Source organism: Mycolicibacterium nivoides (genome assembly GCF_003855255.1).
GTDB classification, from domain to species: Bacteria; Actinomycetota; Actinomycetes; order Mycobacteriales; family Mycobacteriaceae; genus Mycobacterium; species Mycobacterium nivoides.
This window is the reverse complement of record NZ_CP034072.1, coordinates 4,389,059-4,411,887: the sequence shown is the minus strand read 5'-3', so window position 1 is coordinate 4,411,887 and position 22,829 is coordinate 4,389,059. Positions and strand designations below refer to the sequence as shown.

The 22,829-nt window shown below is 67.4% G+C and carries 27 protein-coding genes and 1 tRNA gene; 17 read left to right on the top strand and 11 right to left on the bottom strand.

Annotated features, from left to right (window positions below):
* Positions 1–12: 12 nt before the first annotated feature.
* A complete protein-coding gene (locus tag EH231_RS21440) occupies positions 13–426 on the bottom strand; it encodes a hypothetical protein (protein ID WP_090430000.1) in 414 nt (137 codons plus the stop codon).
* Between the two features lie 101 nt (positions 427–527).
* Positions 528–884: a Fe-S protein gene (locus EH231_RS21435; RefSeq protein ID WP_090430002.1), complete on the bottom strand. Its 357-nt coding sequence runs from the start codon at positions 882–884 to the stop codon at positions 528–530.
* A 63-nt stretch (positions 885–947) separates the two neighbouring features.
* Here EH231_RS21435 and EH231_RS21430 point away from each other — a divergent pair, with 63 nt between their 5' ends.
* Positions 948–1,445 carry a metallophosphoesterase family protein gene (locus EH231_RS21430; protein ID WP_090430004.1) on the top strand — a complete coding sequence of 166 codons (498 nt, stop codon included), beginning with the start codon at positions 948–950 and terminating at the stop codon, positions 1,443–1,445.
* Here EH231_RS21430 and EH231_RS21425 read toward each other — a convergent pair.
* Positions 1,442–1,780 carry a winged helix-turn-helix transcriptional regulator gene (locus tag EH231_RS21425; protein ID WP_164480973.1) on the bottom strand — a complete coding sequence of 113 codons (339 nt, stop codon included), beginning with the start codon at positions 1,778–1,780 and terminating at the stop codon, positions 1,442–1,444. The two genes, EH231_RS21430 and EH231_RS21425, sit on opposite strands and share 4 nt — an antisense overlap.
* A 103-nt stretch (positions 1,781–1,883) precedes the next feature.
* On the opposite strand from EH231_RS21425, the gene EH231_RS21420 reads away from it, so the two are divergent.
* From EH231_RS21420 to EH231_RS21395, 6 genes are all read left to right on the top strand, one after another.
* Positions 1,884–2,759 (top strand): NAD(P)-dependent oxidoreductase, encoded by an 876-nt coding sequence (locus EH231_RS21420; RefSeq protein WP_124713291.1) that lies wholly within the window; start codon positions 1,884–1,886, stop codon positions 2,757–2,759.
* On the top strand, positions 2,756–3,628 hold the full coding sequence (locus tag EH231_RS21415; protein ID WP_090430009.1) for an NAD(P)-dependent oxidoreductase: 873 nt from the start codon (positions 2,756–2,758) through the stop codon (positions 3,626–3,628). The genes EH231_RS21420 and EH231_RS21415 overlap by 4 nt, the downstream gene beginning before the upstream one ends.
* A gap of 18 nt (positions 3,629–3,646) precedes the next feature.
* Positions 3,647–5,524 (top strand): alkyl/aryl-sulfatase, encoded by a 1,878-nt coding sequence (locus EH231_RS21410; RefSeq protein WP_124713290.1) that lies wholly within the window; start codon positions 3,647–3,649, stop codon positions 5,522–5,524.
* Positions 5,525–5,612: 88 nt separating this feature from the next.
* Positions 5,613–6,752: a TIGR03364 family FAD-dependent oxidoreductase gene (locus EH231_RS21405; RefSeq protein ID WP_124713289.1), complete on the top strand. Its 1,140-nt coding sequence runs from the start codon at positions 5,613–5,615 to the stop codon at positions 6,750–6,752.
* A gap of 26 nt (positions 6,753–6,778) precedes the next feature.
* Positions 6,779–7,477 carry a phosphonatase-like hydrolase gene (locus EH231_RS21400; RefSeq protein WP_124713288.1) on the top strand — a complete coding sequence of 233 codons (699 nt, stop codon included), beginning with the start codon at positions 6,779–6,781 and terminating at the stop codon, positions 7,475–7,477.
* 188 nt (positions 7,478–7,665) lie between these two features.
* Positions 7,666–9,000 (top strand): MFS transporter, encoded by a 1,335-nt coding sequence (locus EH231_RS21395; protein ID WP_124713287.1) that lies wholly within the window; start codon positions 7,666–7,668, stop codon positions 8,998–9,000.
* 50 nt (positions 9,001–9,050) lie between these two features.
* On the opposite strand, the gene EH231_RS21390 is transcribed toward EH231_RS21395, so the two are convergent.
* Together EH231_RS21390 and EH231_RS21385 are read right to left on the bottom strand one after the other, a co-directional pair.
* Positions 9,051–9,791: a GntR family transcriptional regulator gene (locus EH231_RS21390; RefSeq protein WP_090430784.1), complete on the bottom strand. Its 741-nt coding sequence runs from the start codon at positions 9,789–9,791 to the stop codon at positions 9,051–9,053.
* 63 nt (positions 9,792–9,854) lie between these two features.
* A complete protein-coding gene (locus tag EH231_RS21385; protein ID WP_124713286.1) occupies positions 9,855–10,610 on the bottom strand; it encodes an SDR family NAD(P)-dependent oxidoreductase in 756 nt (251 codons plus the stop codon).
* A gap of 49 nt (positions 10,611–10,659) precedes the next feature.
* Between EH231_RS21385 and EH231_RS21380 the strand changes: the two genes are divergently transcribed.
* Together EH231_RS21380 and EH231_RS21375 are read left to right on the top strand one after the other, a co-directional pair.
* Positions 10,660–11,268 (top strand): histidine phosphatase family protein, encoded by a 609-nt coding sequence (locus EH231_RS21380; protein WP_124713285.1) that lies wholly within the window; start codon positions 10,660–10,662, stop codon positions 11,266–11,268.
* Between the two features lie 3 nt (positions 11,269–11,271).
* Entirely contained in the window at positions 11,272–12,300 is a 1,029-nt protein-coding gene (locus EH231_RS21375) for a phosphotransferase family protein (protein ID WP_164480972.1), read from the top strand.
* A 4-nt stretch (positions 12,301–12,304) separates the two neighbouring features.
* Here EH231_RS21375 and EH231_RS21370 read toward each other — a convergent pair whose 3' ends face one another.
* Complete coding sequence (locus EH231_RS21370) at positions 12,305–12,709, bottom strand: LapA family protein (RefSeq protein WP_124713284.1); 405 nt, start codon at positions 12,707–12,709, stop codon at positions 12,305–12,307.
* Between the two features lie 154 nt (positions 12,710–12,863).
* On the opposite strand from EH231_RS21370, the gene EH231_RS21365 reads away from it, so the two are divergent.
* Genes EH231_RS21365 through EH231_RS21345 form a run of 5 tightly spaced genes read left to right on the top strand, consistent with a single transcriptional unit; the run spans position 12,864 to position 16,963 of the window.
* On the top strand, positions 12,864–13,778 hold the full coding sequence (locus EH231_RS21365) for an ABC transporter substrate-binding protein (RefSeq protein ID WP_090430790.1): 915 nt from the start codon (positions 12,864–12,866) through the stop codon (positions 13,776–13,778).
* Between the two features lie 28 nt (positions 13,779–13,806).
* A complete protein-coding gene (locus EH231_RS21360) occupies positions 13,807–14,913 on the top strand; it encodes an ABC transporter ATP-binding protein (RefSeq protein WP_124713283.1) in 1,107 nt (368 codons plus the stop codon).
* A 3-nt stretch (positions 14,914–14,916) separates the two neighbouring features.
* Positions 14,917–15,588: an ABC transporter permease gene (locus tag EH231_RS21355; protein WP_124713282.1), complete on the top strand. Its 672-nt coding sequence runs from the start codon at positions 14,917–14,919 to the stop codon at positions 15,586–15,588.
* Positions 15,585–16,379 carry an ABC transporter permease gene (locus EH231_RS21350; RefSeq protein ID WP_124713281.1) on the top strand — a complete coding sequence of 265 codons (795 nt, stop codon included), beginning with the start codon at positions 15,585–15,587 and terminating at the stop codon, positions 16,377–16,379. Before EH231_RS21355 ends, EH231_RS21350 begins: the two co-directional genes overlap by 4 nt.
* The gene (locus EH231_RS21345) at positions 16,376–16,963 is read left to right on the top strand and encodes a putative glycolipid-binding domain-containing protein (protein WP_090430025.1); all 588 of its coding nucleotides are present in this window, start codon (positions 16,376–16,378) and stop codon (positions 16,961–16,963) included. The genes EH231_RS21350 and EH231_RS21345 overlap by 4 nt, the downstream gene beginning before the upstream one ends.
* Here the strand turns inward: EH231_RS21345 and EH231_RS21340 are convergent.
* Positions 16,926–17,870 carry a prephenate dehydrogenase gene (locus EH231_RS21340; RefSeq protein ID WP_090430794.1) on the bottom strand — a complete coding sequence of 315 codons (945 nt, stop codon included), beginning with the start codon at positions 17,868–17,870 and terminating at the stop codon, positions 16,926–16,928. The genes EH231_RS21345 and EH231_RS21340 overlap by 38 nt on opposite strands.
* A 98-nt stretch (positions 17,871–17,968) precedes the next feature.
* On the opposite strand from EH231_RS21340, the gene EH231_RS21335 reads away from it, so the two are divergent.
* The 3 genes from EH231_RS21335 (at position 17,969) to EH231_RS21325 (ending at position 19,056) form a co-directional block, all read left to right on the top strand.
* Positions 17,969–18,475 carry a tRNA adenosine deaminase-associated protein gene (locus EH231_RS21335; protein WP_090430027.1) on the top strand — a complete coding sequence of 169 codons (507 nt, stop codon included), beginning with the start codon at positions 17,969–17,971 and terminating at the stop codon, positions 18,473–18,475.
* Positions 18,472–18,924, top strand: a complete 453-nt coding sequence (locus EH231_RS21330) for a nucleoside deaminase (RefSeq protein WP_090430029.1) — start codon at positions 18,472–18,474, stop codon at positions 18,922–18,924. Before EH231_RS21335 ends, EH231_RS21330 begins: the two co-directional genes overlap by 4 nt.
* A gap of 41 nt (positions 18,925–18,965) precedes the next feature.
* Positions 18,966–19,056: transfer RNA gene (locus tag EH231_RS21325), tRNA-Ser, on the top strand.
* 44 nt (positions 19,057–19,100) lie between these two features.
* Here EH231_RS21325 and EH231_RS21320 read toward each other — a convergent pair.
* Genes EH231_RS21320 through EH231_RS21305 form a run of 4 tightly spaced genes read right to left on the bottom strand, consistent with a single transcriptional unit; the run spans position 19,101 to position 22,825 of the window.
* Positions 19,101–19,646, bottom strand: coding sequence for a nitroreductase family deazaflavin-dependent oxidoreductase (locus tag EH231_RS21320; protein ID WP_124713280.1), 546 nt, complete (start codon positions 19,644–19,646; stop codon positions 19,101–19,103).
* Positions 19,603–20,067 (bottom strand): DoxX family membrane protein, encoded by a 465-nt coding sequence (locus EH231_RS21315; protein ID WP_124713279.1) that lies wholly within the window; start codon positions 20,065–20,067, stop codon positions 19,603–19,605. Before EH231_RS21315 ends, EH231_RS21320 begins: the two co-directional genes overlap by 44 nt.
* A complete protein-coding gene (locus tag EH231_RS21310; RefSeq protein ID WP_124713278.1) occupies positions 20,064–21,479 on the bottom strand; it encodes a Dyp-type peroxidase in 1,416 nt (471 codons plus the stop codon). The genes EH231_RS21315 and EH231_RS21310 overlap by 4 nt, the downstream gene beginning before the upstream one ends.
* A complete protein-coding gene (locus tag EH231_RS21305) occupies positions 21,464–22,825 on the bottom strand; it encodes a hypothetical protein (protein ID WP_124713277.1) in 1,362 nt (453 codons plus the stop codon). The genes EH231_RS21310 and EH231_RS21305 overlap by 16 nt, the downstream gene beginning before the upstream one ends.
* Between the last annotated feature and the right edge of the window lie 4 nt (positions 22,826–22,829).

Here is a 22,829-nt window from a genome sequence, read left to right as displayed (position 1 = left end):
CGGTTGGGGGCGTTACTCGGAAGCGACGGCTGTCGCGATGTCGACGGCCATCTCGCGCAGTACGTCGTCGGTCACGAACTGACGCGCGGTCTGGCGGTTCAGCCGCAGCACGGAGACCAGGAGCTCGATGTGGCCGGCCACCTGGATGCGGGCCAGGTCCGGCGGAAGGTGCAGGCCGTGCAGATCGGCCAGGAACCCGCGCAGCACGGTGACGCGATCGTTCATCCACGGCGACCGGCCGGCCACCGTGGATGTCGAGGTCTTCAACTGTCCGACGTAGCGGCGCCGCCGCGGCTGCTCGAACACGCCGTGGTCGGTTTGACGCGCGGGAGCCGCAGGGCGCGTCCTCGCCCGCATGCGGATGTCACCCTGCGGTGAATCGCATCCGGTGAATGCCGCCGTGCGCATGACCTTGGCGGTTGCCATGGCGTGTCTGTGACTCATCGTTCCCGTACCTGCCGACAATTGTTGTTTGCCAGTTAACTTTACGGGAACGTCTCAGGTTCAGCTCAGGTTCGGCCGGGGCCTCAGTTCCACAGCACCGCGATGGCCGACGCGAGCAGGGGCAACACGCCGGCGGCGATGAACAGGCCCATGACCGGTTGGCCGCCCGCGCGACGCTGGCGCGCGGTGCCGATGCCCAGCACCGCGCCGAGCGCCACCAGGAGGATCAGCTTGGTGCCGATCTTGGGATAGTTCAGGACGATGCCGGCCGGCCAGGGTGCGGCCAGGGCCAGGCCGGTGACGAGAGACAGCGCCATGCCGTAGGTCATCACCGGGGTGATCAGGAAGCGTCGGGCCGCGGCCTCGGCGATCCAGGCGCCGACCATGACCGCGAAACCGATGAGATGCGCATAAACAACTACGTTGCGTAGTAGATCCATGGTCGGAGTGTAGGCGGCGCGAGATCCCCGGCTCGTCGGCATCGGTCAACTAGGCTCGGCTGGATGCGGCTGCTGCTTATCGCCGATACCCACGTACCCAAGCGCGCCAAGGACCTCCCGGCTCAGGTGTGGGACGAGGTGGACCAGGCGGATGTCGTTGTCCACGCCGGTGATTGGGTCGACCCCGCACTGCTCGACGCGCTCAGCTCACGTGCGGCGCACCTGATCGGCTGCTGGGGCAACAACGACGGGGCCGAACTGCGCAGGCGACTGCCCGAGCGCGCCGACGTGACACTGGACGGTCTGCGATTCACCGTCGTGCACGAGACCGGTGCGGCCACCGGGCGGGAGGCCCGAATGGCCAGGGACTACCCCGGAACCGATGTCCTGGTCTTCGGGCACAGCCACATCCCGTGGGATACCACCGCGAGAACCGGTCTGCGCCTGCTGAATCCGGGGTCACCGACCGACCGTCGGCGCCAGCCGCACTGCACCTACATGACGGCGCGCATCGCCTCGGGGGTGCTGTCGGACGTCAGCCTGCACACGCTCGGCGGCTAGCCGGCTTCCTCCTGGCATATCAGCCCGATGTGCTTGGTGGCCCAATCGCCCAGCGGTTCAAGGGATTCGAGTAGCTCCTGACCCGCGGGAGTCATGGAGTACTCCACCCGAGGCGGCACCTCGTGATAGCTCTCCCGGTGCACCACGCCATGACGCTGGAGCTCCTTGAGGTGCTGGGTCAGCATCTTCTGGGACACCCCGGGCAGGCTGCGGTGCAGTGCGTTGAAGCGCTTCGGTCCGGTCTGAAGCTCCCAGAGGATGAGCGGTTTCCACTTTCCGTCGACCACGGCGAACGCCGCATCGAGTCCGCAGGTGTACTTGCCCAGCTGGCTCATTGCAGGATCCTTGCAGTTCAGGGCCAATAGTTTCAAAAAAGTAAGTATCCCACTTTTTAGTGGGTACATGTCCTGTAGTCAGTGTCTCTCCAACGATGGTGGCATGACAACCACACGCCATTCGGTCAGTTTTCTCGGTCTGGGCGAGATGGGTTCGGAGCTGGCCCGCACAGCCCTCAGGGCGGGGCACCCGACCATCGTCTGGAACCGCACCGCCGCCCGGGCCGCAGCGCTCGTCGACGAGGGCGCCACCGCAGCGGCCGATGCGGTCGGGGCTCTCGACGCGGACCTCATCGTGGTCTGCCTGTTCGACCAGGCGTCGGTGCACGAGGTCCTCGACCCGGTGGCGCACCTGCTGGCCGGGCGCCGGCTGGTGAACCTGACCACGACGTCACCGGAGGGGGCACGCGAGCTGGCCCGGTGGGCGGCCGGGCACGGGGCCGACTATCTCGACGGCGGCATCATGGCGACGCCGGAGATGATCGCGACGCCGCAGTCGGCGATCCTCTACAGCGGCTCGGCCACGTTGTTCGAGGACCATCGGACGTTTTTCGAGATCTGGGGTGGCGCTGAGTACTTCGGCGACGATGCCGGCATGGCATCGCTGTACGACCTGGCACTCCTGTCGGCCATGTACGTGATGTTCGCCGGCTTCTTCCACGGCGCGGCGATGGTCGGGGCGGCCGGAGTGCCCGCGAAGGAATTCGCCGCCCGCACCGCCGCGTGGCTGCCGGCACTGATGCCCTCGATCGCCGAATACGCCGCCGTCATCGACGGCGGGGACTACGCCGTCCCCGGCCAGCAGAGCCTGCACTTCTCCGACATCAGTGACATCGTCAACGCCAGCCGGGACCAGGGGATCAGCACCGAGGTCGTCGACGTGGTGCAGCGGCTCATCCACCGGCAGATCGATGCGGGGCACGGCAATGACGGCTTCGCGCGCGTCATCGAGAGCATCAAGAAGGGGGCGGCCGCATGACCGTGACGGTGAGCGTGCTCGGCCTCGGGCCGATGGGACAGGCCCTCGCCGGGGCGTTGGTGGCGGCGAAACATCGCACCACCGTCTGGAATCGGACACCTGCCAAAGCCGACGCGTTGCGTGCCCGCGGTGCGGTGTGGGCCGATTCGCCCGCCGACGCAGTGGCGGCCAGTGACCTCATCCTGGTCAACGTCGTCGATCAGGCGGCCGCGGACGCGGTGCTGGGCGCCGCGGGTGACGCGATCGCGGGCCGGGTGGTCGTGGGGTTGTCCTCAGACGTCCCCGATTCGGCGCACCGTACGGAGGAATTGGTGACCGCACGCGGCGGGCGCTACCTCGACGGGGCCATCATGACGCCGACCGGCACCATCGGAACCCCTGGTGCCAGTATTCTTTTCGCCGGGCCGCGCGATCTCTTCGACGCCCACCGGGCCGTGTTCGACGTGCTCGCGACGGTCAGCTGGGTCGGCGCGGAAACCGGCCGCGCCGCGGCTTTCGACATGGCGCTGCTCGATGTGTTCTGGACCTCGGTCAGTGGATTCGTGCACGCCCTCGCGATGGCCGGTGCGCATGACATCGCCCCCACCGAGCTGTTGCCGCATGCGGGCAACATCGCCGCGATCCTGCCACCCGTCTTCGGCGAGATCGCCGAACGCGTCGAAGCCGACCGTCACAGCGACGCCAGTGCCTCGGTGTCGTCGGTGGCCGCCTCGGTCCGGCATCTGATCGCGGCCTCGGCTTCGGCGGGTCTGGATGCCGGTGCCCTGGAGGTGTTCCGGGGTTACGTGGATGCCGCGGTTGCCGCCGGGCACGGCGCTGACGAGATCAGCCGGATCATTCCGGCAGCCGTGACCGTGCCGACACCCTGAGGTGGCACGCTATTCGGTATGGAGCAGAAGCCACCCACCGCAGTCATCGAGGCAGCCAACCGCGCGCATCTGACGAACCTGCCGTTCGAGGACACCAGGGATTTCGAGGACGCTGACCGGGGCTTCATCGCCGCGCTCGAACCCTGTGTGGTGAAGGCCGCCGACGGAAGGGTGGTGTGGGACAACGACGCCTACGACTTCCTGACCGGCGATGCGCCCCCATCGGTGCATCCCAGCCTGTGGCGCCAGTCGCAACTGTGCGCCAAGCAGGGCCTCTACGAGGTGGTCGAGGGCATCTACCAGGTGCGTGGCCTGGACCTGTCGAACATCAGCTTCATCGAGGGCGATACCGGCGTCATCGTCATCGATCCGCTGATATCCACCGAGACCGCGGCCGCCGCGCTGGCGCTGTACCGGGCGCACCGGGGAGATCGTGCCGTCACCGCAGTCATTTACACCCACAGCCACGCCGACCATTTCGGCGGCGTGCTGGGGGTGACCAACCAGGCCGATGTCGACGCGGGCAAGGTCGTCGTCATCGCGCCGGAACACTTCACCGAGCATGCCGTGCAGGAGAACGTCTATGCCGGCACCGCGATGGCGCGCCGCGCCGGTTACATGTACGGCGCGGCGCTGGACCGTAGCCCGCAGGGTCAGGTCGGCTGCGGGTTGGGGCAGGTCGGCTCGACGGGCGAGGTGGCGCTGATCGTGCCGACCCTCGACATTCGCGAAACCGGGGAGACCCACACCATCGACGGTGTCGAGATCGAGTTCCAGATGGCGCCGGGCACCGAGGCGCCCGCCGAGATGCACTTCTACTTCCCGAAGCTCCGGGCGCTGTGCATGGCCGAGAACGCCACCCACAATCTGCACAACCTGCTGACCCTGCGCGGTGCGTTGGTACGTGATCCGCACGGTTGGGCGGGCTATCTGACCGAGGCCATCGACACCTTCTCCGACCGCGCCGACGTGGTGTTCGCCTCGCACCACTGGCCCACCTGGGGCCGCGAACGGATCGTCGAATTCCTTTCGCTGCAACGGGATCTGTATGCCTACCTGCATGACCAGACGTTGCGTCAGCTCAACCAGGGCTACACCGGGGTCGAGATCGCGGAGACCTTCCAGCTGCCGCCGGCCCTGGAGAAAGCCTGGCATGCCCACGGCTACTACGGTTCGGTGAGCCACAACGTCAAGGCGGTCTACCAGCGCTACATGGGCTGGTTCGACGGCAACCCGGCCCGGTTGTGGCCGCACCCGCCCGAGGCGCTCGGCCCCCGCTACGTCGAGGCCATGGGCGGTGCCGACCGGGTGGTCGAGCTGGCCGGGAAGGCCTTCGAAGACGGTGATTTCCGCTGGGCGGCAACACTTCTCGACCACGTCATCTTCACCGATGAAAACCACGCGCGAGCCCGCGAACTGTACGCCGACGTGCTTGAGCAGCTGGCCTACGGCGCGGAGAACGCCACGTGGCGCAATTTCTTCCTGAGCGGCGCCACCGAACTGCGGCGGGGGAACTTCGGAACCCCGACTTCTTCGGCATCGCCGTCGCTGATTGGACAGCTCACCCCCGACCAGATCTTCGACACCTTCGCGATCAACGTGAACGGGCCGCGGGCCTGGGATCTCGACCTGGCCATCGACGTGACGTTCCTCGATGTGGCGGTCAACTACCGGGTCACCGTGCGCAACGGGGTGCTGGTCTATCGCGAGGCCGATGCCGACGAGGCGAGTGCGCAGGCCACCGTGAAGCTCGCGAACAAGCTGCGGCTGCTGGCCTTCGCCGCGGGCGATGCGACCTCACCCGGCCTGGAGGTCACCGGCGACGCCGAGGCCCTGCCGTCGCTGTTGGCGGCGCTGGACCGGCCCGATCCGAACTTCGACATCGTCACGCCGTGAGGTGAACGGAACTTTACATATATAGACACCAGGTAAAAATTCCAAACTTGTATTGACAAGTTGTGGTGATGCGGACCACAGTATCCGCATGGGAAATCACCACAGCTACGACGTCGTCGTGGTCGGCGCAGGCATCGTCGGCCTGGCGCACGCCTATCACGCGCATCAGCGGGGACTGAGCGTCGCCGTTGTCGATCACGCCGACGGTGTCGTCGGCGCGTCGGTCCAGAACTTCGGCCACGCCTGCATCACGGCGCAGTCCGGCGTCGCGCGGGACTACGCCCGCAATGGGCGTCAGCACTGGCTCGACCTGTCTCGCAAGGCTGGGTTCTGGTCGGCTGAGTCGGGGACCTTCTGCGTCGCCCGCCACGACGACGAACTCGCCGTGATGGGCGAGTTCGCCGCCATGCGCGGGGACGATGAGGTTCGGCTGCTGAGCCGTGAGCAGATCCTCGAGCAGATCCCCGTGGTGTCGTCCGGAGTCGCCGGCGGCATGTACCTGCCGAACGACCTGCAGGTCGATCCGCGCACTGCCGCTCCGTCGATCGCACGGTGGCTCGCCGGTGAAGGTGTCGACTTCCATTGGCGTACCGCGGCTTCCGGCTTCAAGCCGGGGGTGGTGCACACCTCGCGCGGAGCGCTGCGCGCGGGTACGACGTTCGTCACGGTCAACTACGACGTCGACCGACTCTTCCCGGCGCTGGCCGAGCGCGACGGTCTGCTGCGGTGCCGGCTGCACATGCTGCGGGCCCGGTTGCCGTTGGCCTTCGCCCTGCCCGCGCCGCTGTTCACCGGTTGGTCGCTGCTGAGGTATTCGGGATTCGAGGGGCTGCCGAGTACCGATGCGGTGGCCGACCGGTTGCGCGCCGAACACCCCGATTACGTCGCGATCGACCTGCACCAGATGTACACCCCGCAGCCCGACGGCTCACTGCTGATCGGCGACACCCACTACCGCGACATCTCCGCGCCGCCGTTCCAGCCCGAAGAGGGCTTCGCCGTCCTCCTCGAGGAGGCCCGGAAACTGTTCGGGGTCAATGACATCGAGGTCAGCGAACGCTGGCAGGGCGTGTACACCTCTGCTCCCGGTCAGGAATTCCTGATCGAACAGCCCGTCGAGGGCACCCACGTCGTCACCGTCACCACCGGAATCGGCATGACCACCAGCATGGGCCTCGCCCACGCCAGCGTCGGCAACGCGCTGGACCGACTCGTCGCCACCGTCTGAACGATCCAACTCGAAGGGATAAACCAATGGGCACCAAAGCAACTGATCCGATCAGCCTCGTCGTGTTCGACATGGCCGGAACCACCGTCGAGGACAGCGGGCTGGTCCAGCAGTCCTTCCTGGCCGCCGACAATCACGCGGGTCTGTCGAAGACCGACGCCGACCGCGAGGAGATGCTGCGCTACGTCTCCGACACCATGGGGCAGTCCAAGATCGTGGTCTTCCGGCACCTGGCCGAGGGCAATGAGGAGCAGGCGCAGGCCGCGAACAAGGAGTTCGAACGCTGCTACGCCCAGCTGGTCTCGGAGGGCAACTGCAGCCCCATCCCGGGCGCTGAAGATGTCATTACATCTTTGCGTTCCAGTGGCATCAAGACCGCGCTGACCACCGGATTCGCCCGGGAGACCCAGGCGGCCATCATCGACGCACTGGGCTGGCACAACCTCGCCGACCTGGTGTTGTGCCCGTCGCCGGGCGTGCGGGGCAGGCCCTATCCGGACATGGCGCTGACCGCGCTGATGCAGACCGAAACCGACTCGGTGCGTTCGATGATCGTGCTGGGCGACTCGTCCTCGGACGTCATCAGCGGGCTGCGCGCCGGCGCGCGGGCTTCGATCGGCGTGCTGACCGGAGCCCACAACCGGGGTCAGCTGTCCGACGCAGGCGCCACCCACATCCTCGACAGCGTCGCCGATCTCCCCGCTCTGGTGGCAGCCCTCCGATAGTTCACTCCACCACCACAGCCCTGCGGCGGTCGGTCGTAGGCCGCTCCTCCCGACCGCCGCACTTCCTCTCTGCACCGTTCTCGCAAGAGAAACCTGCCTTTGACGTTCGGCCACACTCGCTCGGCAATCTGCCCCCGGCCCGTCAGCACACCGCCTGCCTGCAGCACGCCCACCAGAGGTGCATTCTCATGACCCAAACCGCGATTCCCACCACGCCATCGACCATTCCGCGCTACAAGCGCTGGCGCGTCCAGATCTTCGCCGTCACCTGGATCGCCTATGCCGGTTTCTATTTCACCCGCCAGGCTTTCTCCGTCGCCAAGCTCGGCATCCTCGAAGACCCGATCCTGAGCACCCACCTGACCAAGAGCACCTTGGCCAACCTCGATGCGGCCTATCTCGCCGCCTATGCCGCGGGGCAATTCGTCTGGGGGCAGGTTTCCGACCGCTTCGGCCCGCGCGTGGTCATTCTCGGCGGGCTGGCGATATCGGCGATCGCCACCGTCTTCATGGGGTTGCTACCCGCGCTGGTGTTCCTGCTGCCGCTGATGATCGTGCAGGGCCTGGCCCAGTCCACCGGCTGGTCCCCGACGTTGAGCAACATGGCCCAGTTCTTCTCGATCGGAGAACGTGGTCGCGTCCTCGGATTGTGGAGCACCAACTACGCATTCGGCGGCCTGGTGGCCGCACCGATTCTGGGCTGGGCCGCCTACGACGTGTTCGGCTCGTGGCGGGCGGCGTTCTTCACCGGGGCCGCCATCGTGGTCGGGGTGTTCGTGCTGGTGCTGTTGTTCCAGCGCAACCGCCCGCAGGACGTCGGGTTGCCGCCGATCGAGGAGTACCGGGCATCGCAGGACGCCCGCGAAGGTGTCGAACTCGATGAGTCGCCCGAGGCCGAGGCGGTCGCCGAACCGACCCCGTCGTGGCGGGAATCGCTGAAGGTGGTGCTGAGTGACAGCATGGTGAGAACCCTTGGCGCGTCGTACTTCCTGCTCAAGCCGGCCCGCTACGCGATCCTGCTGTGGGGCCCGGTGATCGTCGCCGAACGGCTGGCGGACGGGGACAAGTTCCAGGCCGTGACGATCCCGGTGGCATTCGGCGTCGCAGGTGTGATCGCCCCGATCCTGCTCGGCCGGATCTCGGACCGGGTCTTCAACGCGCGACGGGTGCCGGCCTGTGTGATCAGCCTGGCGATCCTGGTTGCGGTGCTCGCATTGTTCGGTCCGCTCACTACGACCGGCAGTGCCTGGGTGATGGTGGTGGTGCTCGGTCTGGTCGGGCTGAGTGTGTACGGCGCCGACGCGATGATCTCCTGTGTCGCCGCGGTGGACTTCGGTACTTCCAAGCACGCCGGTACCGCGGCCGGCTTCATCAACTGCTGCGGTTCGGTCGGTGCGATCCTCGGCGGACTGCTGCCCGGCTATCTGGGCACGTCGGCGCTGTTCTACGGATTCGCCGGTGCCGCATTGCTGTCCATGTTGCTGCTCATCCCGCACTGGAACCGGATGCCTGCCGCGGACTGATCCCGCGACCAGACATGAAACTGCCCCTTTTCACGCGAAAAGGGGCAGTTTCATGTCTGCTCGGCGGAGGAAAACTTGGTGCGGGCGTTGACGATGCTGAACGTGACCACGTCGGGCCGGTAGCGGTCATCAGCGCACTCGAACACCACGCCGTGCTGATCGCGCGAAACGCGTCGCTCCCGCAACAGTGGGCTGCCCGGCGCGATACCGAGATTCGCGGCGTCGTCCGGCCCGGCCGCGACCGCGTCGAGCACGTGCTCCATCGAGTCGAAGTAGACGCCGCGGCTGGCGAGGTAATCGGTCATCGAGCCCGAGTCGGTGTCGAACTCGAACAGCAGGGAACCCACGGATTCGATGAACGTGCTGCGCTCGATCATCGCCGGTTCGCCGTCGAGCAGGCGTACGCGCAGTACCTCGACCACGAAATCATCGGCCGTCAAACCCAATGCCTCGATGGCGGTTTCGGAAGCGCGGCGACGCGCCACCTCGATGGTGCGGTTGCCCGCGGTACGGCCGACGCGCTCGGCCCACTGGGTAAACGGCGTGAACGTGTCCAGCGTCTGCGTGGCGTCATGGCTGCGGACCACCGCGGGCTTGCCACGCGAGACCCGGATGAGGCCTTCGTTCTTCAGCGTGGCCAGGGCCTGGCGTACCGGCCCGCGGGACACGTCGAACTCCGTGCACAGTGCACTTTCGGTGGGCAGTGGCTGCCCGATGGCGTAGTCCCCACGCGTGATGCGCTGGCGCAGTTCGGCGGCGACGTGCTCGTGGCGCGAACGGGGCCCCGCCATCCGCATCACCTTTCGGTCAGGTTGTCATGACAAGTTTGCTACAGCTACAGTACCGCGCCCGGCTCAGGGCAGGCCGCCGTCCACCCGCAGGATGGAGCCGGTGGTGAAGCTCGACGCGTCCGACATCAGAAACAGTGCGGCGCCGACGATCTCGGGCGGATTGCCGGCCCGTCCCAGGGCGAGGTGGCCGAACGGGTCGCCGGCCATGTCCCAGGCCTTGCTGACATCGGTGAGAAACGGCCCGGCCATCAGGGTGTTGACCCGCACGGTCGGCCCGAACGCCTTGGCCAGGCCTTCGGTCATGGCGTTGAGCCCGGCCTTGGCCGCGGCGTAGGGCAGCATGTACTGGTCGGGGCGCAGCGATCCGGACGAGCTGACGTTGATGATCGCGCCGCCGCCGTCGGCAGCCATGCGCTCCCCGAGCAGGGCCGAAAGCCGGAACGGCCCTTTGAGATTCAGGTTGAAGACAGAGTCGAACAGTTTCTCGGTGACCGAGCTGAGCGATTCGTACAGCGGTGACATGCCGGCGTTGTTGACCAGCACATCGACCTTCCCGAACCGCTCGTAGGTCGCGTCGACCAGACCGTCGAGCTGACCCCACCGGCCCACGTGCACCTCATACGGCAGAGCGGCGCGACCGGTGGCCGCGGTGATCTCCTCGGCCGCGGCCACGCAGGAATCCAGGTTGCGGCTGGCGATCACCACGTCGGCACCGCACCGCGCCGCCCCGAGCGCGATCTCGCGGCCCAGCCCTCGGCTGCCGCCGGTGACCAGCACCACCCGGTCGGTGAGGTCGAACAACTCGTCGGCATATCCCATGGCGATGACCCTCTCCGGCCGTCCAGCACCGCGGCCCTATGGTGGCACGGTGCAACTGCTTCTGGTCCGACATGCTTTACCGCTGCGCAGCGAGCCCGGTCAAGGGTCTGATCCCGACCTGTCCGAGGAAGGCATCGCGCAGGCGGAGCGCCTGCCCGCCGCCCTGTCCCGGTTCCCCGTCAGCCGGCTCGTCAGCAGCCCGCAGCGGCGAGCGATCCAGACCGCGGGACCGCTCGCCGCCGAGCTGGGACTGCAGGTCGAGGTCGACGAACGGCTCGCCGAGTACGACCGCGACATGTCGCACTACGTGCCGATCGAGGAGATCGCGAAGGAGAACCCCGAAGAGCTGGCCCGGCTGGTGAGCGGGCACCTGCCCAGCAGCGTGGACGAGAACGCCTTCATGACGCGCATCAATGCGGCTGTCGAGGACCTGGTGGCCGTCGGTGACCATGACGGCACCGTCGCGGTGTTCAGCCACGGCGGCGTGATCAACGTGCTGCTGCACCAGATCCTGGGCACCGAGCGGCTGCTGTCCTTCCACGTCGACTACGCCTCGGTCACCCGGCTGCTGTCGTCCCGCTCGGGCAAGCTGGCCGTCGCCTCGGTGAACGGCACCGAGCACGTATGGGACCTGCTGCCGCGAAACGTGCGGTGGTAAACAATGACCGTGACGAATCTGGAGGGCCTCGACCTCGCCGCGCTGGACCGGCACCTGCGTTCCGAGGGCATTGCCCGCAGCGGTGAGCTTCGCGCCGAACTGATCGCCGGTGGCCGCTCCAACCTGACCTTCCGGGTGCATGACGACGTCTCGGCGTGGGTGCTGCGGCGTCCGCCGCTGCACGGTCTGACCCCGTCCGCGCACGACATGGCGCGCGAGTACAAGGTGGTGGCGGCCCTGGCAGGCACCGCGGTGCCGGTCGCCCGTGCGGTGACGATGAGCAACGACGACTCCGTGCTGGGGGCGCCGTTCCAGATGGTCGAGAATGTCGCGGGCCAGGTGGTCCGCAGCGCGGACGAGCTCGCCGCACTCGGTGATGAGCAGGTGATCAGCAGCAGCGTCGACGCACTGATCCGGGTGCTGGCCGACCTGCACGCGGTCGACCCCGACGCTGTCGGTCTCGGTGACTTCGGCAAGCCCGCGGGCTATCTGGAACGCCAGGTGCGCCGCTGGGGTTCGCAGTGGGACCTGGTCCGCCTGCCCGACGATCCGCGCGACGACGACGTCAAGCGCCTGCATCAGGCCCTGGCGGATTCGGTTCCGGCGCAGAGCCGCAACTCGATCGTCCACGGCGACTACCGCATCGACAACACCATCCTGGACGCGCAGGACCCGACGAAGGTCCTCGCGGTGCTGGACTGGGAGCTGTCCACCCTGGGTGACCCGTTGAGTGACGCCGCGCTGATGTGCGTGTACCGCGACCCGATGTTCAACCTGATCCTGAGCATGGAAGCGGCGTGGAGTTCACCGCGGATGCCGTCGGCCGACGATCTGGCCAACCGGTATTCGGTGCAGTCCGGCCAGGAGCTGGCGCACTGGGATTTCTACATGGCGCTGGCCTACTTCAAGGCAGCCATCATCGCCGCCGGCATCGACTTCCGGGCGCGCCAGGGCTCGGAGGCGCCGGGCAGTTCGAGCGTCGGCGCGGCGGTGGCCCCGGCGATCGCCTCGGGACTGCGCGCCCTGGGCTGACGTGTCAGTCGCGCTGGGCGGCCTTGAAGTTCTTCTTGGCCGCGCGGCGCAACTGGAAGATCCGTGCCGACCCGGCGGCGACGGTCAGCAGGCCGCCGGCCACCGCGGCACCCAGGATGGCCACGCCCGTCGGCAACGACCAGTGCCAGCCCAGGAAGGTGAGCGGGACCGCGGCGGTGTTCTGCGCGATGAAGATCAGCAGCACGATCAGCACCAGGAAACCCAGGATCAATGCTGACCACAGCGCTCCGGCGCGGGTCAGTTTGGGCTCGGTGGCCTTACCCGACTTACCCGACTTGGCGGGGGGCTTGCCGGCATCGGGGACTTTGCCTGGGTCGGGAGACGGTGGCACCGGCACATTCGGCGTCGGCTCAGGCAAATCGGGCGATGCAGACGGATCGCTGGTCATACTGACATCTTTGCCCGTCATGGCGGCAAAGCAAACACCATGAGGTAAAGCGCGGCGGCATGTCGGGTGTGCCGTTAGGGTCGTCAGAGGCTGATCGTCCCGCCGCCGTCGCCGAAAGGATGCGCCTGTGCAGCGCAAAACCCTGGCAATCACGATGACCCTGCTCGCCCTGATCGTTCCGCTGGCGGTGGCCTGCGGAAGCTCCAATCCGCTGGGCGGTGGACCCATCTCGGGTGACCTGAAATCGATCACGGTCGGATCCGCTGACTTCCCGGAGTCCAAGATCATCGCCGAGATCTATGCCCAGGCTCTGGAGGCCAATGACTTTCAGATCCGCAGGCAGTTCGGTATCGGCAGCCGCGAGACGTATGTGCCTGCGGTGCAGGACCACTCGATCGATCTGATCCCGGAGTACACCGGAAATCTCCTGCAGTACTTCGACGCGGAGGCGACCGCCACGACATCGGACGAGGTGTTGATCGCGCTGCTGAAGGCCCTGCCCGGGGACCTGTCGATCCTCTATCCCTCACCGGCTGAGGACAAGGACACCCTCGCGGTCACCGCCGAGACCGCCCAGCGCTGGAACCTGAAGACCATCGCGGATCTGGCCGCGCATTCGGCCGAGGTGAAAGTCGGTGCACCATCGGAGTTCCAGACCCGCCAGACGGGTCTGGTCGGCCTGAAGTCCCGGTACGGCCTGGATATCGCCCCGGTCAATTTCGTCGCCATCAGCGACGGTGGCGGGCCGGCCACCGTTCAAGCGCTGAACAGCGGCGCCGTCACGGCCGCGAACATCTTCAGCACCTCACCGGCGATCGGGCAGCACCACCTGGTGCCGCTGGAGGATCCCAAGAACGTCTTCCTGGCCGCCAATGTCGTTCCGCTGGTTGCCTCGCAGAAGATGTCCGATCAACTCAAGACCGTGCTCGACGCGGTGTCGGCCAAACTCACCACCGACGCGCTGATCGAGTTGAACACCGCGGTGGAGGGCAATGCCGGCGTCGACCCCGACGAGGCGGCCGAAAAGTGGATCAGGGACAACGGATTCGACAAGCCGGTGACGCGATGAGCGCTTGCGCGAAGAGCAGAGGGCCGCGATGATCACCTTCGAGAACGTCACCAAGCAGTATCCCGACGGCACGGTCGCCGTCGACAACCTCAATCTGGAAGTGCCGCAGGGCACGCTGACGGTGTTCGTCGGTCCGTCGGGCTGCGGCAAGACCACCTCGATGCGGATGATCAACCGGATGATCGATCCCACCTCGGGCACCCTCACCGTCAACGGGGAGGACATCAGCACCGTCGACCCGGTCAAGTTGCGGCTCGGCATCGGCTACGTCATCCAGAGCGCCGGGCTGATGCCGCATCTGCGGGTGGTCGACAACGTCGCGACCGTGCCGGTGTTGCGGGGCGAATCCCGGCGCAGTGCCCGCAAGGCCGCGATCGGGGTGATGGAACGGGTGGGGCTCGACCCGAAGCTGGCCGACCGCTACCCGGCCCAGCTGTCGGGCGGGCAACAGCAGCGCGTCGGGGTGGCCCGCGCACTGGCCGCGGACCCGCCGATCCTGTTGATGGATGAGCCCTTCAGCGCGGTCGACCCGGTGGTGCGCGAAGATCTGCAGGCCGAAATCCTGCGATTGCAAAGCGAATTGCGCAAGACCATCGTCTTCGTCACGCACGACATCGACGAGGCGGTCAAGCTCGGGGACAAGGTCGCGGTGTTCGGCCGCGGCGGGGCCCTCCTGCAATACGCCGATCCCGCCTTTGTCCTGTCGAATCCGGCCAACGAACTGGTATCGGGGTTCGTCGGCGCCGACCGCGGTTACCGCGGGCTGCAGTTCTTTCACGCCAGCGGCCTGCCCCTGCACGAGATCGAGCACGTCGACGAGGACGACATCGACGCGCTGAACCTCAGCCCGGGGGAGTGGCGGCTGGTCATCAAATCCGGCACGCCGTTCGCCTGGATCAATGCCGAGGGTGTCGAGGTCCACCGCAAGGGCAATGCGCTCTACGACAGCACCATCGGGGGTGGGTCGTTCTTTCCGCCCGACGGCAACCTGCGGCAGGCGCTGGACTCCGCGCTGTCCTCACCGAGCGGCCTCGGTGTGGCGGTCGACGAAGACGGCAAGCTCGTCGGGGGTGTCCGCGCCGACGATGTGCTCGAGGCACTCAAGGAGCAGCGCCGCGTCCCGGAGCTGGGGTAGCTCATGCGATATCTGCTCAACCATCTCGACGACCTGTGGGTGCTGACCGTCGTGCACCTGCGGTTGTCGTTGGTGCCGATCGTGCTGGGGCTGCTGATCGCCGTCCCGCTGGGAGCGGCGGTTCAGCGCACCACCGCACTGCGGCGGATGACCACCCTCACGGCGAGCATCATCTTCACCATCCCGTCGCTGGCGCTGTTCGTGGTGCTGCCGCTGATCATCCCGACCCGCATCCTGGATGAGGCCAATGTCATTGTGGCGCTGACCCTTTACACCACCGCACTGTTGGTGCGGGCGGTGCCCGAAGCGCTCGACGCGGTGCCCGAACAGGTGCGGGACGCTGCGACCGCGATCGGCTACCGGCCGCTGGTGCGGATGCTCAAGGTGGAACTTCCGCTGGCCATCCCGGTGCTGGTGGCGGGTGTGCGCGTGGTGGCGGTCACCAACATCTCGATGGTGTCGGTGGGCTCGGTGATCGGTATCGGCGGCCTGGGTACCTGGTTCACCGAGGGCTATCAATCCAACAAGAGCGACCAGATCATCGCCGGGATCATCGCGATCTTCGTGCTGGCCGTCGTCATCGACAGCCTGATCATGTTGGCCGGCAGGGCGATCACGCCGTGGACTCGGGTGGCCCGCAAGCCCCGGGCGGCGCGCGTCAAGGGGGCCGCATGAACTTCCTGCAGCAGGCACTGGACTTCATCTTCACCGCAGCCAATTGGGGCGGGCCCGCCGGCTTGGCAGCCCGCATAGTCGAACACCTGCAGTACACCGCAGTCGCCGTGGTGGCCTCGGCGGTGATCGCGATCCCGGTGGGCCTGCTCATCGGGCACACCGGGCGGGGCACCTTCCTGGTCGTAACCGGGGTCAACGCATTGCGCGCGCTGCCCACACTCGGCGTGCTGCTGCTCGGGGTGCTGTTGTGGGGGCTGGGCCTGGTACCGCCGACGGTCGCGCTGATGCTGCTGGGCATCCCACCGTTGCTGGCCGGGACCTATGCGGGCATCGCGAACGTGGACCCTGCCGTCGTGGACGCGGCCCGTTCGATGGGCATGACCGAGCGGCGCGTGCTGTTCGGGGTGGAGGTGCCCAACGCGCTGCCGTTGATCGTGGGCGGGCTGCGCACCGCGACGCTTCAGATCGTGGCGACGGCGACGGTCGCGGCCTATGCCAGCCTCGGCGGGCTGGGCCGGTATCTGATCGACGGCATCAAGGTGCGTCAGTTCCACATCGCGCTGGTGGGTGCGCTCATGGTCACGGCGCTGGCCTTGATTCTCGATGCCGCGATGGCGTTCGCGGTGTGGTTGTCGGTGCCCGGTAGTGGCCGGTTGGGACGTCAGCGCCGGATTCCGCAGCCGTTGCTCGACGACGAGGTGGCCCTCGAGTCACCTGCCCGGGGGAGCACGCGGGGGAGTTCCGGACTCGGCTACGAAGGCCGAGTCTCGTCGCATACGGTAGAAGGGTGAGCGACGAGAAGGACCGTGCCTGGCCGGCGGTGTTGACCTGGCGGGCGCACGATGAACCCCGGATGGAGTCCGTGCGGGTTCAGCTGTCGGGCAACCGGATCAAGGCCTACGGCCGGATTGTGGCCGCCGCCACCGAATCCCACCCGGCGTTCTCGGCCTCCTATGACCTGGTCACCGACGAGACGGGCGCCACCAAGCGGCTGTCGCTCACCGTCACCCTGGCCGAGCGGGAACGCCAGCTCTCCATCGCCCGCGACGAGGAGAACATGTGGCTGGTGCAGGACCACACGCAGACCAAGCGCTCGGACTTCGGCGGCGCGCTCGATGTCGACGTGGTGTTCAGCCCGTTCTTCAATGCTCTGCCGATCCGGCGGACCGGCCTGCATCAGCGGGCTGAGTCGGTGACGTTGCCGGTGGTCTATGTACGGTTGCCGGACTTCTCGGTGGATACCGCCAACATCACCTACACCAGTTCCGGTCCCGGAGCCCCGGTGAAGCTGCGCTCGCCGGTCGCCGACACCACCATCACGGTGGATTCCGACGGCTTCATCCTTGATTACCCAGGACTGGCAGAGCGGATCTGATCACCCCGCCGGCACGTCCGGCTGCGGCGAGCTCGGCCCGCCAGTTGTCCGTGCCCACCACCGTGGTGATGATCTCGGGGCGGCTGAAGCTGTCGTAGCGCATCCGCGCGGCGTGACCCGTCTCGACCAGGTCGGCGACCGAACCCGTGGCGGCCAGAGTTTCCTTGGCGCGCGTCAGCAGTTCGATGCCCTGCTCGAGCGCGGGCAGCAGCTGTTCGGAGTTGGCCTCACACATGGCCCGCACCAGGTCCGGGGCGCTGGCTGCCACCCGGGTGCCGTCGCGGAAGGATCCGGCGGCCAGGGCGAAGGCCAGCGGGACCTCGCCGGCGATGACGGCCAGGGTCTCGGCGAACAGGTGCGGCAGGTGCGAGATGGCGGCTGCGGCGGCGTCGTGCTCATCGGAGCGGGCCGGCACCACCACCGCGCGGCAGTCCAGGGCCAGCTGCGTGACCTGGGACCACACCTGAGCGTCGACGTGATCGTCCACGCTCACCACCCAGGGGGCGCCGGTGAACAGTCCGGCGTCGCCGGCCGACCAGCCCGAGTGGGCGGTGCCTGCCATCGGATGGCCACCGACGAAGTTCTGTAGCAACCCGAATTTGCCCACCTCGTCGAGCACCGCGCCTTTGACGCTGGTGACATCGGTCAGCGCGCACCTGGGCGCGGTGTCCCGGATGTGGTCGAGCAGCTGTGGCAGGGCCGGCATCGGCACCGCCAGCACGATCAGCGCATCGCGGTCGGCAGCGCGGCCCAGCGCCTCGTCGAGATTCTCGGTGGCGTCGAACCCGTCGAACTTTGCGGCCGCGACGGCCTCCATCGACCGGTTGTAGCCGAAGACCTCGCGGCCGGCCCCGGCAGCGGCACGCATCAGCGAGCCACCGATCAGGCCAAGGCCCAGCACGCACACCGGTGTGTTCGTCACGGTTCAAGATTGGCATACCGACCGCACCGGGGCCGAGGGTGATCCCTGTCAAAATTGCTGGTCGGCGACTACCGTAGGCGGGCATGGAGGCACAGCGTGCGCCGGCAGACCTGCCTGATGGCTTTGGGGTGGCGGTTGTCCGAGAGGACGGCAAGTGGCGGTGCGCCCCCATGCGGTCGTCCTCGTTGAAGAGTTTGACCGCGGCGGAGACCGAGCTTCGTGAGCTGCGCAGCGCCGGGGCGGTCTTCGGGCTGCTCGATGTGGACGACGAGTTTTTCGTTATCGTGCGACCGGCACCGGCGGGAACCCGGTTGCTGCTGTCGGATGCCACCGCTGCGCTGGACTACGACATCGCCGCCGAGGCGCTGGAGAATTTGGACGCTGACCTGGAAGAAGAGGATCTCGAAGATTCGGATCCCTTCGAGGAGGGCGATCTCTCGGTGCTGTCGGATATCGGTCTGCACGAGGACGTGCTCGGCGTGATCCTGTCCGAAACCGACCTGTACGCCGATGAGCAGATCGGGCGTATCGCCCGCGAGATGGGCTTCGCCGACGAGCTGTCGGCGGTGCTCGACCGGCTCGGTCGGTGACCTCTGACGAAGCCCTGATCCGCGCTGCCCTGGAGGCTGCCCGGACGGCCGGTCCTCGCGATGTGCCGATCGGCGCGGTCGTGTTCGCGGCCGACGGCACCGAGCTGGCCCGCGCGGCCAATGTCCGCGAGGCCACCGGGGACCCTGCGGGGCATGCCGAGATCGTGGCGATGCGCGAGGCCGCCCGGGTGCTCGGCGACGGCTGGCGGCTCGAAGGCGCGACGCTGGCCGTGACCGTCGAGCCGTGCACGATGTGTGCGGGTGCACTCGTGCTGGCCCGGGTGGCACGGGTGGTGTTCGGTGCGTGGGAACCCAAGACCGGGGCGGTCGGCTCGCTGTGGGACGTGGTGCGTGATCGCCGGCTCAACCACCGCCCCGAGGTGGTCGGTGGAGTCCTGGCTGACGAGTGCGCGGCCCTGCTGGAGGAGTTCTTCGCCGCCCAGCGGTGAGTGATTAGGGCTTGCGGCGCTCGCCCGGTAAGCTGCCACACGGTGGCGTGTCCGAGCGGCCTAAGGAGCACGCCTCGAAAGCGTGTGACGGGTAACCCCCGTCCGAGGGTTCAAATCCCTCCGCCACCGCCATAAAAACCCGCTACCTGTGATCGCAGGCGGCGGGTTTTTGGTTCTCATGCCCGGCTGTCGGGCGACAGCCGCAGCACCGGGATGGTTCTGATCCCGTCGGTGCGCTGTTCGTACACGTTCCAACCCTTGTTGAGCCGGTCGGCGGCCAGCGCGTAGAGCCGGTCACGGTCGGCTCCGGTGGCCTCGTGTGCGACGAACCGTCCGCCGCGCGACCCGATGTGCAACTCGCAGTCCGGATGCGCGAGCAGGTTGTGATACCAGCTCGGGTGGCGGTCACGCCCGTAGTTGGAGGCGATCAGCACCACGTCGTCACCGTCGGTGAAGTAGGCCAGCGGGGTCTCGTACCGCTTGCCGCTGCGGGCGCCGGTCGAGGTCAGCACCAATACTGGGATGCTGAAACTCAGCCGTGCCCGCCCACGGGTCGCCTTCATCACCGGGGCCTCCAGCGGAGCGATCCGTCGCCGCCAGAATCCCGCGGCCCGTTCGGTGGTGAACAACTTGCCGCCGATCAACCAGAACAACTGCCGCTTCCACCGGGGCCGGGAGTCAAGCTCGACCCGAGGTATCCCACTCAGGCTGTCGCTGCGCATGGTGACCTCCTAACGTTCCGGCCAGCGCGAGCCGGCCGGGTCCGCTGAGCAGCAGGCTGACCACGCCCGCCAAGATCAGCAGTGCCTCCCGGAAACCGGGCAGCGGATCACCGCCGGGCAGCGGCGCGGGGATGCCGCCCGCGACGAAGCCGAGCACCAGAAGGCCGGCGACGTTGAGCGCATTGACCACCGTGGCGAGCCGGAAGAAGACGCCGAGCAGGATGCCGAGTCCGCCGCCGAACTCGACCACCCCGACCAGCCAGCCCACCGCGTCGGCGAACGGCACGCCGAGCTGCCCGACCAGATGGGCGATGTTGGCGTGGCCGCCGGTTGCGAACAGTTTGATGCCGCCGTGCAGGATCAGCCCGCCGCCGAGGAACAGGCGCAACGGCAGCGGAGCCCACTCCCGCCAGGCCGTCATGGCAGGGCCGCGAGATAACGCGTGGCGGCCACACCTGGCATGAAGAAGTACGCGCCCCCGACGGTGTGGACGAAGCGGGGCAGCCCGGTGACGCGCCGGCGGACCGGTTCCTGCTGAACCGTGAAAGTCCCTGTCCCGTTGCCGTTTCCATTGCCGCGGGCGCCGGCGATCGGATCGTCCTCGGCATAGCCGCCGTCGAACTTGGTGCTGTTGACCCAGGTGTGCTGGATGAACTCGAACTGCCGGCCGAGTTGGGTGTTGAAGCAGATGAAGTGCAGACCGCGCTCGGCGCCGTCGTCGCGCGCCCCGATCATGTCGGCGGGGTCCATGGATGGCGCCAGGGGCGGACCATAGGCCCGGCCGCGGCGAATGATGCGGTGGCGCTTGCCCACATCGATCGACCGGTCCGATCCGGGAACCGGGTCGAGCGCATCGCGTGGATTGGACCGCCGCAGGTGCGAGCCGATCGGGCATTTCAGACCGTCGGCATCCTCGGACCGGAAGTACATGAAGTCGTTGTCGTCGGCGAGTGCGGGATCGTCGGCGGTCGGCGCTTTCACCAGCGGCGCACCGCTGGGCCAGCGACCGACCATCTTGGCCGCCAGCCCGATGCATGCCGGCACCCGGTCGAGCACATCGGCGGAACGCTCGGCCAGGCTGTTCCAGAACCCCGCCACATCCTGCTTGAGCTGCCGGAAGACGAGGTAGCTGCCGTCCTTGCCGAGGTCACGCAGCGCCGGCGCATCGGCCGCCGCGGACAACAGGTTTCGCGGGTCGGCGGACGCGTCCACCAGCGGCCGGTCGGTGTACTGCCCGTAGGCGTTGGGATAGCCGAGCACGAACTCGCCCGGGGCCACGGTGTTGCCCGCCGGTCCGCTCTCGTCGTAGCCGTCGATCAGTGGTTGCGAGATACCGTCGCGAAAACCGAAGTGCTCCTTGCGTCCCGGGAGCGTCAGCGAATCGAGCCGCCTGACGACGCGCATACCGGAGCCGGGCAGGTCGTGACTGTTCTCCAACTCGGTGACCGCGTCAGCGTCACGCGCGTAGAGCAGCAGCAGCGCGTGGATGTCGTCGCCGTTCCATCGCCAGCTCGACGGCGAACTATCACCGTGGTCGCCGAGGATGCGGCGGCGATGCTCGGTGCCGGACATCCCCTCGCGGAACTCGCCGGCCAGCATGCCGAGGTGCTCGGGTGGCAGCCCCAACCGCACCAGGCCCGACGGTGTGAAGGCGATGTTGGTGCAGGTGTCGGTGGCCTCGGGCCGGACTGTGCTGTCGCGCAGGGGAAGCCGCGACAGCCATCGCTTGGCCGCCGCGACGTCGTCGATCGTCAGCAGCAGGAACGCCGCGTCCTCCAGCGCGCCGTAGCCGTGCAGGATGACGCCCTGGATGTCGTCTAGTTGGAGAGCCATAGCCTGTCCCAGGGAATGCTGTCGAGCTTTCGGGCCGCCCAATTGGATTCGGGAAGGTCGTTGCCGCAACCGAATCGGCGCAGCCAGCGCCGCGTCTGGGCATCGTTCATCTTGTCCGAGAGACCCTGGCGGATGGCTTCGTTGTTGGCGATGTTCTTGGTCGTCAGATGCGGGTAGGCGCTGTACCAGACATTGCTCGGGGCTTGGCGGGTGGGCAGCAACTTCTTGTAGGCTTTCTCGTCGGTGATGCCGCCGAAGAACAGGAAGCGCGTGCGCGGGAAGCCGTCGCCGTTGCTGAAGATGGCGTTGAGCCCCCAGAACGCCTTGTCGATGAAGTCGTTCATGTAGCTCTCCAGGCTGCCGTCGTAGTTACTGGAGAAGAACAGGCCGCGGTTTCCGTTCATCCGCACCCACCGGGCGAAATGAATGGTGTTGAGCCCGGACAGGGTTCCGCGGTTGTAGATGTGGCGGGTCGCGTAGTCGGTCAGGAACAAGATCGCCGTCGTCGTCAGCCGGCGGAACGGCCCGGGCTTGAGGAATCCGACGGCCACGATCTGGTTGTGCGCCCAAAAGTCCTCGTCGTCGCGGTAGGCCCGGACCACATCGGGTGCGGCGCCGCGGGTGTCGGGCACGTCGCGCTTCTCGTGGTAGCGGAGTACGAGCGTGAACAACCCGAGGCCGAGCACCACGAGCGGCAGGAACAGCACCGTCACCACGGCCAGCGCGGCGATCCAGAAGTACTTGTGCAAAGCCTCTTTGGCCCGCCACGCCAACGACGGCCCCTCCGCCTGTTTCAGAGCCCACGCCAGGTCCTCGCGGTCGCGCACGAAGTCCACGACCGCGCTCTTGATCTTCCCCGGATCCAGCGACCCGAGGTCGCCCGCGTCCAGGAACCTGTTGATCTCGCGCTGCAGCAGATCCTCCTGCCGGATCTGGCCGACCGAACGGCCACGCCGGTTGATGTGTGCCGCAGCGACTTTGACCTGATGGGCCCGCAGGAACGCCCGCCGGTCCGGCACGGACGCCGTGTCCGGGTAGCCGACGCAGTGGGAGAACACCGCGTCGAGGCCCGGGCCGCAGATCGTCGCCAACTCATCGACATGCCCGCGCAGCGGTGCGTCGACGTCGGTCAGCAATGCGAGTTGAGCGGGCACCGGGCGCCCGTCGAGATCCTCGGCGGGTTCGAACAGCACGAGCCTGGCGAAGTGCAGTCCGCTCAGCTTCTCGAAGGGCATCACGTCCCAGCGCTCGACGTGGTCCGGGATACGCCCCAGTAGTTCTCGAAGCGCGGCCAGTTGATCCCGGCTGACCTCGGCGAGCACGGTGAACGCTTCCTGGTGTGGCATCGCG

What these genes read in the sequence shown, in the direction of transcription:
- EH231_RS21440 (WP_090430000.1), bottom strand. Translation starts at nt 426, where the DNA reads ATGGCAACCGCCAAGGTCATGCGCACGGCGGCATTCACCGGATGCGAT.
- EH231_RS21435 (WP_090430002.1), bottom strand. Translation starts at nt 884, where the DNA reads ATGGATCTACTACGCAACGTAGTTGTTTATGCGCATCTCATCGGTTTC.
- EH231_RS21430 (WP_090430004.1), top strand. Translation starts at nt 948, where the DNA reads ATGCGGCTGCTGCTTATCGCCGATACCCACGTACCCAAGCGCGCCAAG.
- EH231_RS21425 (WP_164480973.1), bottom strand. Translation starts at nt 1,780, where the DNA reads ATGAGCCAGCTGGGCAAGTACACCTGCGGACTCGATGCGGCGTTCGCC.
- EH231_RS21420 (WP_124713291.1), top strand. Translation starts at nt 1,884, where the DNA reads ATGACAACCACACGCCATTCGGTCAGTTTTCTCGGTCTGGGCGAGATG.
- EH231_RS21415 (WP_090430009.1), top strand. Translation starts at nt 2,756, where the DNA reads ATGACCGTGACGGTGAGCGTGCTCGGCCTCGGGCCGATGGGACAGGCC.
- EH231_RS21410 (WP_124713290.1), top strand. Translation starts at nt 3,647, where the DNA reads ATGGAGCAGAAGCCACCCACCGCAGTCATCGAGGCAGCCAACCGCGCG.
- EH231_RS21405 (WP_124713289.1), top strand. Translation starts at nt 5,613, where the DNA reads ATGGGAAATCACCACAGCTACGACGTCGTCGTGGTCGGCGCAGGCATC.
- EH231_RS21400 (WP_124713288.1), top strand. Translation starts at nt 6,779, where the DNA reads ATGGGCACCAAAGCAACTGATCCGATCAGCCTCGTCGTGTTCGACATG.
- EH231_RS21395 (WP_124713287.1), top strand. Translation starts at nt 7,666, where the DNA reads ATGACCCAAACCGCGATTCCCACCACGCCATCGACCATTCCGCGCTAC.
- EH231_RS21390 (WP_090430784.1), bottom strand. Translation starts at nt 9,791, where the DNA reads ATGGCGGGGCCCCGTTCGCGCCACGAGCACGTCGCCGCCGAACTGCGC.
- EH231_RS21385 (WP_124713286.1), bottom strand. Translation starts at nt 10,610, where the DNA reads ATGGGATATGCCGACGAGTTGTTCGACCTCACCGACCGGGTGGTGCTG.
- EH231_RS21375 (WP_164480972.1), top strand. Translation starts at nt 11,272, where the DNA reads ATGACCGTGACGAATCTGGAGGGCCTCGACCTCGCCGCGCTGGACCGG.
- EH231_RS21370 (WP_124713284.1), bottom strand. Translation starts at nt 12,709, where the DNA reads ATGACCAGCGATCCGTCTGCATCGCCCGATTTGCCTGAGCCGACGCCG.
- EH231_RS21365 (WP_090430790.1), top strand. Translation starts at nt 12,864, where the DNA reads ATGACCCTGCTCGCCCTGATCGTTCCGCTGGCGGTGGCCTGCGGAAGC.
- EH231_RS21360 (WP_124713283.1), top strand. Translation starts at nt 13,807, where the DNA reads ATGATCACCTTCGAGAACGTCACCAAGCAGTATCCCGACGGCACGGTC.
- EH231_RS21355 (WP_124713282.1), top strand. Translation starts at nt 14,917, where the DNA reads ATGCGATATCTGCTCAACCATCTCGACGACCTGTGGGTGCTGACCGTC.
- EH231_RS21350 (WP_124713281.1), top strand. Translation starts at nt 15,585, where the DNA reads ATGAACTTCCTGCAGCAGGCACTGGACTTCATCTTCACCGCAGCCAAT.
- EH231_RS21335 (WP_090430027.1), top strand. Translation starts at nt 17,969, where the DNA reads ATGGAGGCACAGCGTGCGCCGGCAGACCTGCCTGATGGCTTTGGGGTG.
- EH231_RS21320 (WP_124713280.1), bottom strand. Translation starts at nt 19,646, where the DNA reads ATGCGCAGCGACAGCCTGAGTGGGATACCTCGGGTCGAGCTTGACTCC.
- EH231_RS21315 (WP_124713279.1), bottom strand. Translation starts at nt 20,067, where the DNA reads ATGACGGCCTGGCGGGAGTGGGCTCCGCTGCCGTTGCGCCTGTTCCTC.
- EH231_RS21310 (WP_124713278.1), bottom strand. Translation starts at nt 21,479, where the DNA reads ATGGCTCTCCAACTAGACGACATCCAGGGCGTCATCCTGCACGGCTAC.
- EH231_RS21305 (WP_124713277.1), bottom strand. Translation starts at nt 22,825, where the DNA reads ATGCCACACCAGGAAGCGTTCACCGTGCTCGCCGAGGTCAGCCGGGAT.